We start from the raw sequence: 12557 nt of genomic DNA, 5'->3' as shown, positions 1-12557 counted from the left end.
GGACGCCGCGGGCTGCACCCGCTGAGGGCGTCACAGGCCGGCGAGGGCGTCACAGGCCGGCGAGGAGCCGCCCGGTGTATCCCAGCATCACGGTCCAGAACAGGCCCGTGTAGCCCCGCTCGCCGATCCGGGTGTTGAAGCGTCTGCCGAAGAACGTGCCGACGATCATCAGCGGCAGGCAGGCCAGGGCGACGAGATAGTCCTCGCCGGTCAGCAGCGCGGCATCCGTCCAGACGGCGGTCTTCGTGAGGTCGCCGACGAGCGAGGCCAGGGACAAGGCACCCACGAGGTGGAGGCGGTCGAGGTCGAGGCCGCGGACCGCGAGCCCCTTGAGCGGGCCGGACGTGCCGCTGAATCCGGACGTCGCACCCGCGGCGAAGGCGAGCACCGGGGAGCCGGCCCGCCGCCAGCGGGTGAGATCGAGCGTCTCCAGCGTGAACGCGACGGCGAACCCGACGATGACCGCGATGGTCACGGCCTCCTCGGGAGCGGAGACCAGCAGCTTGGCGCCCAGGAAGGCTCCCGCGGCGCCGAGCACGATCACGACGGCGGCCTTGCGGAAGGGGAGCGTCGCCCGGTACGCGTAGACCTTGACCAGGTTGTTGGCGCCCAGGAGGAGCGCCGCGAGGGCCACCCCGGACTTGGTGCCGAGCACGAGCGCCAGCGTCGGTACGAGGATCAGACTGCCCCCGAACCCCGCCGAGGCGGACAGCACGAAGGCGGCGGACACGGCCACCAGCACGACCGGAATGAGGAGCGGATCCATCGGAGCCCGCCTTACGGGAGCGTCTTGTCGCTGACGGGATCACGGGACGTTCGACAGATCGATGTGGAACATCCCGCGCCCGTGGGTCACGCACACGAGCGTCTCGTCCATCCAGAACAGGTCGTCGACCGAGCAGTTGGTCGGCCCCTCGTTGGTCGGCGACCAGTGCGCCCCGGCGTCATCGCTGGCGAACAGACCGACCTCGGTGCCGGCGTAGAGCAGGTCCGTCCGCCGCGGATGCACGGCCAGGGCCCGGACCGGGGCGGGCGGCAGAGCACCGCCGGCCAGGTCGGCCCAGGTCGTGCCGCCGTCCGTGGTCACCCACAGGTTGTCGGGCTCGTAACCGCCGAAGGTGACGTACACGGTGTCGGGGTCGGCCGGATGGACGGTGATGCCGGTGCAGTAGCGCCGGGGCGCCAGCGGGCTCGGTCCCGTCGCTCCGACCCGCTTCCAGGTCGGCGTCGGCGCGGTGCCGTTGGCCGTACGGAAGACCATGCCGTTCTCGTGGCCCACCCACACCGCGTCCGAGTCGCCGCGCGTCACCGCGATCGCGCTGATCATCGCGCCGGCGCCGGGCTTGATCGCCGCCCACTTCGGTCCGTCGACGGCGGTGTTCGGCTGCTTGGCGTTGTTCGTCCGCCACAGCGACACCCCGCCCGCCAGAATCCGGTTCTCGTCGTTGGGATCGAGCACGAACGGTGCGATGAACAGGGCGTCCTCGTTCTTCGCGTCCGTGATGCGGAACGGCACCGGCTTCCAGTCCCACTCGCGGCTCACGAAGTTGAAGAACTGGCCGCTGATGTAGCGGTCGCCCTGGGTGTCGTCGGTGGTGGCGCCGTCGGTGTTGCGGTGGATGTTCAGGAACACGTACTCGCCGTAGAACACGTCGGGGTCGGTCGGGTCGGAGGCGCACCAGCCGCCGTCACCGCCGAAGAACGGCCGCCAGTCCTGGGTGCCGAGGGCGGGGTCGAAGGCGATCGAGCCGTTGTCCTGCGCGCCGCCGATGATCTTCCCGCTGCCGCTGTGGCCCGCCCCGCTGTAGAACTGCGTCACACCGTAGTTGTTCACCAGCTCCGTCCAGCCGGCCACGAACGGCGGCTCCGGCTCGCTGCCGACGACCGACAGGTCGTCCGCCTTGAACACGCCACCGTCGTTGCCGAAGAACACCGTCCGGTTGGTGACCCCGTCGTAGCCGGGGTGCGAGACGATGGCGTGCTGGTCGGCGTGGGCCGAGGCGGGGTCCCACCAGGTGCTGATCTCGGCCAGGTGGTCGCCGCCGTCCGTGCTGCGGAACAGGTTGACGCCGCCGACGAGCACCAGGTCCGAGTCGGTCGGGTCCCCGGCCCAGACGGCGTTGTCGTACCAGCCCTGCCCGCCCAGATAGTCCGAGGGCAGGCCGTCCGGGGTCAGTGTCCCGCGCTTCTTGTAGGTCTTGCCGCCGTCCAGCGAGCGCCAGATCTGGCCGGAGGTCATCTGGACCGACGCGTAGACGATGTCCGGGTCCTTCTCCGCGTACGTCAGCTCGACCCGGCCGTTCCACGGACCGCCGGCCGCCAGGGCCCAGGTGACACCGCCGTCACGGCTGAACCAGGCCGCGCCGTCCCGCAGCGCCCCGGCGACCGCCTTCTTGCCGTCCTGAGGGTCGAACGCGACATGGCCGAGCGGGACGTCCAGGACCTGGGTCCACTGGGCCCGGGCGGCATCGGCGCTGCGGAACAGGCCGGTGGAGGTGGCCGCGAGGACGACCGCGCCGGACGGCGACACCGCGATCCGGCTGACGAACCGGAAGTCCGGCGTCCGGGTGGCCGGGAGCGGGGACCAGGTGGCCGCGTCGGTCGTACGGAAGATGCCGTTGCCCCGGATGGCGTCGAGGTTCTGGAACGCCTCACCGGTGCCGACGTACATCGTGGACGCGTCGGAGGGGTCCCTCGCGATGCAGCCGCACGCGAGGTTCGCCAGGAAGTCGTCGACGGGCTCCCACTGGGCGCCTCCGTCCTTGGTGTGCCACACCCCGCCGCCGGCGCTCACGGCCCAGATCCGGTCCGGGTCCGCCGGGTCGATCACGATGCCACGGGTCCGCCCGCCGACGTTCCCGGGGCCGAGCCACACCCAGTCGGCCAGATGCATACCGGCCGTCGGGGCCGGCCCGCCCCGTTCACGCCGCCCGTTCGGACCGGTCGGCACGCCGGCGGTCATCGCCGGGGCCGCGCGGCTCAGCATGGCCCCCGCCTGCTCGTAGGCCCGGCCCAGGCCGTGCGGCCGGACACTGCCGTCGTCGCTGCACTCCTGCTTGAGGCGGAAGAGCCCGCGGGCGGTGGGCAGGTCGGGGAAGTCGAGCCGGAGCAGGGCCCGCCGCACCACGGCTTCGGGCAGGGCCGCGAGCGACTCGTTCGTCGTCCCGCGGGCCCGGCAGAGCAACTGGACCTGCTCGACACTGATGTTCTTCGCCTGGGCGACTTCTTCGTCCGAGATGGCCATGACGGCACCTCTGTTCGGGAGGAGAGGGGGGCGGGGGAGCTACGGCGGGAGGCGGGGCGCCCGCTGCGGGGTCGTGCGGTCCAGTTCCACCTCCCACGCGCGCGTGCCGGTACGCGGATCCACGGCCCTCAGGACGACGGCCCCGGAGTCGGCGCGGCGGGCCAGCTCCAGGCGGAGGTCACCGACCACGCTCTGGTCGACCACGTCCGGAGGCTGCTGATACGGGGGATACGAGGGATGCGGGGGATGCGGGGGAGCCTCCGGTGGTACGGGGGGTGGTACATCTGCCTCGGCCGGTACCGGAAGCACCTCCACGCGGCCGGCGCGCGCCGGATCGACCCGGAGTGCCCCGTGCGCCTCGCGCCGGGACTCCTCCAGGACCCGCGCGCTCGGCGCGGCGCCCCCGCCGTACCACGACCGGGCGACCCAGCGGAGCACCACGGCATCGCCGACCGGCTCGGCGCTCAGGGCGAACTCCCGGGTGTCGTCGAGGGTGCAGCGCGCCCAGGACGGCAGAGCGACCGGCTCCGCCTCCCAGCGGTCCGCACCGCTCCCGGCATCGAGCACCACGACCACCAGCTCCGGCGCCGCACCGATCCGCAGCGCCACGACCGAACCGGCGTGCAGCGCACACGGCCGCATGCCGGGCCCGTGGCGCCACAGCAGCGCGCCGCTCTCCAGGTCCAGTGCCATCAGTGCGCCTTCGTGATCGTGTACGACGGCCTGCCGGCCGCGCTCGTCGACCACACCGCGCGGAATGCTCGCCATCCTGCCCCCAGACGGGACGTCGCGGAAACGGGGGGGCGCTTTCATCGTGCCTCCGGCCGGACGGGGCGGCAACCGGAACCGCCCTGCCCGTAAGGAAGTTGACGTATCCACCATCCGGCGGTGGCGTGGGCGTCGGCCGGACCGTCAGGGGAAGCTGACGACGGTCGAGGGGACGGTCGCGGTGCCCTCGGTGGGGGCGCCGACGTCGTTGATGACATGGTTGAACTGTCCGTTGCCGCCGAGCGAGACGGTCAGCAGGCCGTGGAACCGCACGCCGGGCTTCACCGGGGCCTTGAAGCCGTGGTCCTGACGGATCGTCGGGTCGACGTTGTAGTAGCAGTAGCTGCCGAGACCCCAGCCCTCGTGGGTGGTCACCGAGTCGTCGACGCGGTAGGCGGCGTAGCCCTGGGTGGTGCCGTTCTGGATGGCGGCCTGGTCGGGGGCGTCGTACGCCTTCTCGTTCTGGAAGAAGACGGTCCGGCCGCGGTCGCCGAACCACTCGACGTCGTACTTGTTGAAGTGCTCCACGAACAGACCGGTGGCCAGCACGTCGTCGCCGTTGACGCGGACGCCGTAGTCGGCGCGGTTGGTCTCCCAGCCGACGCCCTCGCCGTGGTCGGCGCGCCAGACCCAGGTGTGGTCCACGATCGTGTCGTCGTTGTTGACGATGATGCCGGCGGTGGCCTTGCCCGCGCCCGCGCCGCCGACCCGGACGTAGACGTCCTGGACGGTGGTGGGGTTGGCAGCGTGGTCGGCGGAGGCGTTCTGCGGGCCGACCTCCAGGAGGGACGGCGAGTTGACCGTGCCGGCGTCGAGCAGGAAGCCGGCCAGCCGGACGCCGTCGACGTCGGCGACGCGCATCGCGGTGACACCGTTGTCCGGGACGATCGTCGCCAGACCGAGGCCGAGGACGATCGTGCCCGCCCGGTTCACGTCGATCGTCCGGTCGACGTGGTAGACGCCGGGCGTGAACAGCAGGTGCAGGCCCTGGGCGAGCGCCTGGTTGATGGTGGCGGCCGTGGTGCCGGGCCTGACCACGTAGAACCGGCTCAGCGGGATCTTCTCGCCCTGCGGGGTGCCGTTCGCCCAGGTGGTGCCGCGGGCGTCGGTCCGCTTCGCGGGGGAGAAGACCTTGTACTGGTTGTCCTCCCAGATGAGGTACGGCTTCTCGCGGGAGACCGGCGTGGTGTCGAGGGTCGTGTACTTCGGCTCGGGGAAGGCCTGCGCGGGCGCGCCCTCGGTGCCGGAGAAGACCTGGTTCCAGACGGAGTTGGACCAGCCGCCGATCGAGCTGTCCCGGGTGTACCACTGCTGCTGCGAGTAGTTGCCGACCTGGCCGTCGATCTTCGAGTCGGCGATGTAGCCGCCGCTGGCCCAGCCGTAGCCGCTGGGCGCGAGGTTGAGCCCGCCCTTGACGTGCATGCGCCGGAAAGAGGAGGCCTGGGCGACGGCCCAGCGGTCGGTGCCGCTCACCGGGTTGAGGGCCAGGCCCTCGGCGCCGCGCCAGAAGTTCTGGGTGGCGTTGCCGTCGAACCAGCCGGCGTCGACCGTCACGTCGCCGTTGATGGTGGTGTCGTCGGGGCGGACACCGAGGCCGGCGATCTGGGTGTAGAAGCCGATCTGGGCGTTGAGGCCGTTGTACGTGCCCGGCTTGAACAGGAAGGCGTGCCGGCCGGTGCCGAACTGGGCCGACTCCTGCTGCCGGAAGACGTTGTCCAGCTGCGCCTGGATGTTCGGGGTGGACGGGTCGATGACATGGACGTTGGGCCCGAGGTCGCCGCCGCCCGGCAGGGGCGTGCCGCTGTCGCCGGCGGTCGTGCCGTACACCTGGAACTCCCAGAGCGAGTAGCCCCAGACGGTGCCCCGGGTCAGGCCGTTCATCCGGACGTAGCGGCCGGTGCCGGAGAGGGCCACGTCGTCGGTGCCGCCGTCGCCGCCGGTCACGGTGGTGACGGTCCGCCAGTCGGTGCCGTTCTCGGAGGCCTGGATCTGGTAGCTCTTGCCGTAGGCGGCCTCCCAGGTCAGGACGGCGCTGCTGAGCGTGGCGCTCTGGCCGAGGTCGACCTGGAACCACTGCGCATCGGTCCAGTCGCTCGCCCAGCGGGTGCCGGTGAGGTTCCCGTCGACGGCGGCGTTCGGTGCGAAGGGGCCTTCCGTGGACGAGGCGGTGGCCGTCTTCCCCTGGGAGAGCAGGGCGGGGGCGGCGGAGGCCGTCGTGGCGGGGACGACGGCGAGGAGGCCGCCGGCGAGCGCGGCAAGGAGGGCGCCGACGGTGGTCCGTCGGACTGCGGAGACGGGGCGTCGGAAGGCCGGCGGGGACCCGGGGGAAGACATGGCGGCTCCTGGGGATAGGTGGGGGAAACGTGGGAGGTCGGCAGGTCAGGCCTGCTGCGTCCGGTGGGCGCGGATGAGGTCCGCGTACCGCCGGCCGCTCGACTTCACCGTCCGGCGCTGGGTCGCGTAGTCGACGTGCACCAGGCCGAAGCGCTTGTCGTAGCCGTAGGCCCACTCGAAGTTGTCGAGCAGGGACCAGGCGTAGTAGCCGGCCAGTGGCGCGCCCTTGCGCAGGGCGCGGGCGCAGGCCGCGAGATGCTGTTCCAGGTAGCGGGTGCGGTCCGGGTCGTGCACCCGGCCGTCCGGGCCGACGGTGTCGGGGAAGGCGCAGCCGTTCTCCGTGACGTACAGCGTGCGCACGCCGTAGTCCTCGGTGAGGCGGAGCAGGAAGGCCTCCAGACCGCCGGCGTCGATCTGCCAGTCCATGCCGGTGCGCGGCACGTCGGGGAGCCGTACCGCGCGGGCGTACGGGACGGGGCCCGCCGGGTCGTCGGCGACGGTCTCCGGGAAGTAGTAGTTGAGGCCGTGCCAGTCGAGCGGGGCCGAGATCAGCTCCAGGTCGCCGGGCCGCTCGGGGAGCTCGACGCCGTACAGCTCGCGCATGTCGGTGGGGAAGCCGCGGCCGTACACCGGGTCCAGCCACCAGCGGTTGGTGTGCCCGTCGGCGCGGCGGGCGGCGGCGACGTCCTCGGGGCGGGTGGAGGCGGGGGCGATGGTGGAGTGGTTGGTGACCAGGCCGATCCGCGCGCCGGGGGCGGCGGCGCGGACGGCGGCGGTGGCGAGGCCGTGGCCGAGGAGCAGGTGGTAGGAGGCGCGGACGGCGGCCGTGAGGTCGGTCATGCCGGGGGCCATCCGGCCCTCCAGGTGTCCGATCCAGGCCGAGCAGAGCGGCTCGTTGAGGGTGGCCCACCGGGTGACCCGGTCGCCGAGGCGGGTGGCGACGACGGAGGCGTACTCGGCGAAGTGCTCGGCGGTGGCGCGCTCGGTCCAGCCGCCCCGGCTATCCGCGGTGCGGTCCTGGAGGGCCTGCGGCAGGTCCCAGTGGTAGAGCGTGACGTTGGGGGTGATGCCGGCGGAGAGGAGGGCGTCGACCAGCCGGTCGTAGAAGTCGAGTCCGGCGGTGTTGACCGGGCCGTCGCCGCCGGGCACGACGCGGGGCCAGGCGACGGACATCCGGTAGGCGTCGGTGCCGAGCTCCCTCATCAGGGCGATGTCCTCGGGCCAGCGGTGGTAGTGGTCGCAGGCCGTGTCGCCGTGGTCGTCGTTGTCGACGGCGCCCGGGGTGTGGCTGAAGGTGTCCCAGATGGAGGGGGTCCGGCCGTCCTCGGCGACGGCGCCCTCGATCTGGTAGGCGGAGGTGGCCGTGCCCCAGGTGAAGTCCGGAGGGAAGGCCCCCAGGTCGAGCGTGCGGTGGGCGGTGGATTCGGACACGGAGAACCTTTTCGTGACGGGCCGGAGTGCGGCGGAGGAGGCGACTCGTGCGGCGGGTGCGACTCGTGCGGCGGGTGCGGCGGGCCGGGTCGGGCGGGTCACTTGACCGCGCCCGCCGTCAGGCCGGCGACGAGATAGCGCTGCAGGAGGAGGAACCCGGCTACGACGGGCACGCTCACCACGAGGGAGGCGGCCATGACCTGGTTCCAGTAGACGTCGTTCTGGGTGGCGTAGCCCTGGAGGCCGACGGCCAGGGTGCGGGTGGTGTCGTTGGTCATGACGGAGGCGAAGAGGACCTCGCCCCAGGCGGTCATGAAGGCGTAGACGGCGACCGCGACGATGCCGGGGATCGCGGCGGGGACGATCACCCGGAACAGGGCGCCGACCGGGCCGCAGCCGTCGACCTCGGCGGCCTCGTCGAGCTCGCGCGGGATCGAGTCGAAGTACCCGGTGAGCATCCAGATCGAGAAGGGCAGCGAGAAGGTCAGATAGGTGAGGATCAGGCCCTCGCGCGAGCCGAAGAGCGCGATGCCGGTGGCGTTGCCGATGTTGACGTAGATGAGGAAGAGCGGCAGCAGGAAGAGGATGCCGGGGAACATCTGCGTCGACAGGACCGTGACGGCGAAGACCCGCTTGCCGTGGAAGTCGTAGCGGCTGATCGCGTACGCGGCGAAGACCGCCACGGCGACGGAGAGCGCGGTGGCCGCGCTCGCCACGGCCAGCGAGTTCATGAAGTAGTCGGCGAGCGGGACGGTGTTCCAGATGTCGACGTACGGGCGGAGGGTGAGTACGGAGGGGATCCACTGGAACTTCCCCGACACGTCCGCGAGGGGCTTCAGGGAGCTGGAGATCATCACGTACACCGGGAGCAGCACGAAACCGGTGAGCAGGGTGAGGAAGATACGCCGGGTCCAGAGGAAGGAACGCGGCGCGGCCATCGGGGAGCGGGGGGCGCGCTCAGACATCGGAGGTCTTCCTTCCCCTGGTGGTGAGCAGGAGGTAGACGCCTGTGACGAGGAGGAGGAAGAGCAGGAGCAGCACGGACATCGCCGATCCGGTGCCGAAGTTCCACGTCTGGAAGGACGACTGGTAGATGTGCAGGGAGATCAGGTCGGCCGCTTCCGGTGCCGCCTTGCCGAAGAGCACGAACGGCGTGTTGAAGTCGTTGAAGGTCCACAGGAAGAGGACGAGGACCAGGACCTGGTTGACCTGCCGCAGCGACGGCAGGGTGATGTGGCGGATCTGCTTCCACACGCCGGCGCCGTCGAGGGCGGCCGCCTCGTACATGTCCCGGGGGATGTTCTGCAGCCCGGCCATCACCGTGAGGAAGGCGAACGGCCAGCCCTTCCAGACGGAGACGGTGAGCAGGGCCCAGAAGCTGTTGTCGCCGATGAGCCAGAAGGCGGGGCCGTCGCCGATGCCGAGCTGGTCGTGCAGCAGGTGGTTGATCATCCCGTTGTCCCGCTGGAACATGAACGCCCAGGTGATGACGGCGGCGTAGACCGGCAGGGCGTACGGGACGAGGAAGAGGGTCCGCAGGATGCCGCGGCCGCGGAAGTTCTCCTGGAGGAAGACGGCGGCGGCGGTGCCGAGGAACCAGCACAGCGCGACGGACGCCAGGGTGAACAGGCACGTGGTGAAGAAGGACTTCAGGAGCGCCTGGCCGACCGGGGCGTCGAAGTCGACCGAGACGCTGTAGTTGCCGAGGCCGGCCCAGGGCGCGGCCGACCAGTCCCGGATGAAGAACTGGGTGAGCTCCTTGAAGCTCATGCCGATGCCCATGAGCATCGGGACGAGATGGACGAGGAGTTCGAGGACGAGTGCGGGGAGCAGCAGCAGGTACGGGAGGGCGATGCGGCGGCGCCCGGAGCGGCGCTGTGCGGGCGCCGCTCCGGGTCCGGCCTCGCGCACCGCACGCCCACTCCGCTGAGTGACGGCGGTCTGGGTCATGTGAGGTGCTGCCTACTTCTTCGGCATCTGCTGCTGGGCCTTGTCGAGCTTGGCCCTGACGGACTCGGTGGTGACGGCCCGGCCGGCGGCGGCGTCGGCGAAGAGCTCCTTCACGGCGGTGCCGACGACGGTCTCGAACTGGGACTCCTCCGGGACCTGCGGCAGGGCGGCGGCGCTCTTGGTGAGGGTGTCGCGGATGACCGCGAGCGAGGCCGTGTCGAAGGCGGGGTCGGCCTGGGCGGTCTTGACCGGCGGGACGGAGCCGTACGTCTTGTTGAGGAGGATCTGCTCCTCGTCACCGGTCATGAACTTCACGAACTTGAGGGCGCCGTCGAGGTTCCTGGTGTTCTTGAAGACGGAGATGTTGATGCCGGCGACCATGGAGTTGGTCTGGGCGCCCTGGCCGGGGGTGCCGGAGGGGACGGGGGCCGGGACGACGCCCCACTGGTCCTCGGACATGCCCTGGGCGGCGAAGGTCTGCTGGGGCGTCTGCCACAGGACCATGCCGGTGCGGTTCTTGGCGAAGTCGGAGAGGGACTGGTTCTGCGCGTACTCGGCGTTGCCGGGTGCGACGATCTTCGAGCCTGCCATCAGGTCGACGTACTGCTTGACCGCGGCGACGGCGCCCTCGGAGGTGAAGTCGGGCTTGCCGTCGGGGGTGAAGAAGTCGGCGCCGTGCTGCTTGCCGAGCACGAAGACCTGGTGGATGTTGTTGGACAGGTTGGCGCCCTCGACGCCGATGCCCCACGTGCCGTCCTTGCTGAGCTTCTTGCCCGCGGCCTCGACCTCGGCCCAGGTGGTCGGCGGCTTCGCTATGCCGGCGTCGGCGAACATCTTCTTGTTGTAGTAGAGCGCGTAGGCCATGGAGTAGAGCGGCACGGCGGCCGGGTCCTTGCCCGGGGCGCCGGTCGCGCCGAGCGCGGAGTCCACGAAGCGGTCCTTGCCGCCGATCGCTCCGAAGTTCTTCTCGTCCCAGGGCAGCAGGGCGCCGGTGGACTGCAGCGAGGAGCTCCAGGTGTTGCCGATGTTGAGGACGTCGGGGCCCTGGCCGGAGGTGGTGGCGGTGAGGATCCGGTTGAGCAGGTCGGACCAGGGGATGACCTCCAGCTTGACCTTGATGCCGGTCTGCTTCTCGAACTTGTCGAGCTCGGGCTGGAGGGTCTTCTTGTCGGCCTCCAGGTTGGGGCCCTGGTTCGTGGCCCAGTAGGTGAGCGTCTTCGGCTGCGAGTCGGAGCCCCCCGAGCCGTCGGTCGTGCCGCCGCCGCAGGCGGTGGCGGCGAAGGCGAGGGAGAGGGTGACGGCACCGGTGACGGCGGCTCTGATTGTGCGCATGGCTCCAGGGGGCCCTTTCAGGGACGACGGGAGGAACGACGGGAGGACCGAAAACGGTGGGCGGGCCCGGCCGCCTCCGTGGCATCGGCTTAATTTAGGATGTGAGTTAAGCCTCGCGTGAAGGTCGCGTCAAGGCTTGGAATCCGGGTATGTTGCACCGAAAGACTTCAGAGACGGGAACCCACGTGCACGCGACAAGTGGCCGTACGGTGCGTGACCTGCGGCGCGAGAACCGCACCGCCGTACTGCGAAGGCTGTACCTCGACGGACCGATGAGCCGCCTGATGCTCGGGCCCGCGATCGGGCTGAGCTCCGGATCCGTCAGCAACGTGGTCGCCGAGCTCGTCGCCGAGGGCCTGGTCGAGGAGGCCGGCAGCGTCGACTCGGCCGGCGGACGCCCCCAGACCCTGCTGCGGATCAGCCCCGGCAGCGGCTGCATGATCGGCGTCGACGTCGGCGAAACCCGGGTCAGGGTCGAGCTGTTCGACCTCACCCTCAACGAACTCGCCCGTACGGAGCGGGCGTTGCCCAGCTCGGGACCCCGGATCTCCCGCTACGACGTGGACCTGGTCATCCGTCATGTGCGCGACGGCATCGCCGAGGTCCTGCGGGCGGCGCGCGTCGCTCCCGACCGGCTCCTCGGCGTGGGCGTCGGCGTCCCCGGCATCATCGCCCACACCCCGGAGGACGGCGCCGTCGTCCACGGACAGACCGTCGGCTGGGACGCCGTCCCCTTCGAACACCTGCTGCGCCAGGCCGTCGACCTCCCCGACACCGTCCCCTACTGGATCGACAACGGCGCCAAGACCCTCGGCCAGGCCGAGATGTGGTTCGGCGCCGGCCGCGGCGCCCGCAGCGCGGTCACCGTCCTCTTCGGCTCCGGCGTCGGCGCCTGCGTCGTCACCGACCCGCTCGGACCCGCCCGCGCCCTCGAATGGGGCCACCTCACCGTCAGCGTCCGTGGGCGCCGCTGCCGCTGCGGCTCCCGCGGCTGCCTGGAGGCGTACGCGGGTGCCGAGGCCCTCCTCGAGCGCTGGGCCGAAGCGGGCGGCCGCCCGCCCGCCGGCGCCGACGAGGAGACCGCCCTCACCGCGATGCTGGCGGCCGCCTACCCGGCCGACGGCTCGGGCACCGCCCCCGACGCCACGGCCCTCGCCGTCCTGGAGGAGACCGCCGAGTACCTCGGCGCCGGCTTCTCGGACCTCGTCAACCTCTTCCAGCCCGAACGCATCCTGGTCGGCGGCTGGGCCGGCCTCCAGCTCGGCACCCGCTTCCTCGACACCGTCACCCGGTACGCCACCGAGTACTCGCTGCGCTATCCGGCGAGCCGCACCAGCGTGGCCCTGGGCACCCTGGGCCCCGAGGCGGTCACGGTCGGCGCGGCGCTCCTGCCGCTCTCGGACTTCTTCGCCCGCGGCGGCCGGCGCCCCGAGACCACCCCGAGCGTCCCGGCCCCGGCCTGGCGGACGGCGCTCGCGGACCGCGTCACGCCCTGAAA

The 12557-nt window shown here is 71.3% G+C and carries 9 protein-coding genes; 1 reads left to right on the top strand and 8 read right to left on the bottom strand.

Features of this window, described 5'->3' with window-relative positions:
• Positions 1-49 precede the first annotated feature (49 nt).
• The 8 genes from AB0C73_RS14685 to AB0C73_RS14650 all read right to left on the bottom strand — a co-directional run bounded on the left by AB0C73_RS14685 (position 50) and on the right by AB0C73_RS14650 (position 11059).
• Complete coding sequence (locus AB0C73_RS14685; RefSeq protein WP_362529114.1) at positions 50-766, bottom strand: sulfite exporter TauE/SafE family protein; 717 nt, start codon at positions 764-766, stop codon at positions 50-52.
• Positions 767-805: 39 nt separating this feature from the next.
• Positions 806-3244, bottom strand: a complete 2439-nt coding sequence (locus AB0C73_RS14680; RefSeq protein ID WP_362529112.1) for a hypothetical protein — start codon at positions 3242-3244, stop codon at positions 806-808.
• A gap of 39 nt (positions 3245-3283) precedes the next feature.
• Complete coding sequence (locus AB0C73_RS14675) at positions 3284-4012, bottom strand: hypothetical protein (RefSeq protein ID WP_362529110.1); 729 nt, start codon at positions 4010-4012, stop codon at positions 3284-3286.
• Positions 4013-4156: 144 nt separating this feature from the next.
• The gene (locus AB0C73_RS14670) at positions 4157-6346 is read right to left on the bottom strand and encodes a discoidin domain-containing protein (protein ID WP_362529108.1); all 2190 of its coding nucleotides are present in this window, start codon (positions 6344-6346) and stop codon (positions 4157-4159) included.
• Between the two features lie 45 nt (positions 6347-6391).
• Positions 6392-7777, bottom strand: a complete 1386-nt coding sequence (locus tag AB0C73_RS14665) for a GH1 family beta-glucosidase (RefSeq protein WP_362529105.1) — start codon at positions 7775-7777, stop codon at positions 6392-6394.
• Between the two features lie 98 nt (positions 7778-7875).
• Positions 7876-8715: a carbohydrate ABC transporter permease gene (locus AB0C73_RS14660; protein WP_362529363.1), complete on the bottom strand. Its 840-nt coding sequence runs from the start codon at positions 8713-8715 to the stop codon at positions 7876-7878.
• A gap of 19 nt (positions 8716-8734) precedes the next feature.
• Positions 8735-9727, bottom strand: a complete 993-nt coding sequence (locus tag AB0C73_RS14655) for a sugar ABC transporter permease (RefSeq protein ID WP_362529102.1) — start codon at positions 9725-9727, stop codon at positions 8735-8737.
• 12 nt (positions 9728-9739) lie between these two features.
• A complete protein-coding gene (locus tag AB0C73_RS14650; RefSeq protein ID WP_362529099.1) occupies positions 9740-11059 on the bottom strand; it encodes a sugar ABC transporter substrate-binding protein in 1320 nt (439 codons plus the stop codon).
• 185 nt (positions 11060-11244) lie between these two features.
• Between AB0C73_RS14650 and AB0C73_RS14645 the strand changes: the two genes are divergently transcribed.
• Positions 11245-12555 (top strand): ROK family transcriptional regulator, encoded by a 1311-nt coding sequence (locus AB0C73_RS14645; protein WP_362529097.1) that lies wholly within the window; start codon positions 11245-11247, stop codon positions 12553-12555.
• Positions 12556-12557 lie beyond the last annotated feature (2 nt).

The sequence above is a fragment of the Streptomyces sp. NPDC048623 genome (assembly GCF_040650755.1).
In the GTDB taxonomy this organism is placed as follows: Bacteria; Actinomycetota; Actinomycetes; order Streptomycetales; family Streptomycetaceae; genus Streptomyces.
Note: the sequence above shows the minus strand (reverse complement) of the source record. Positions and strands in the feature narration are given on the sequence as shown.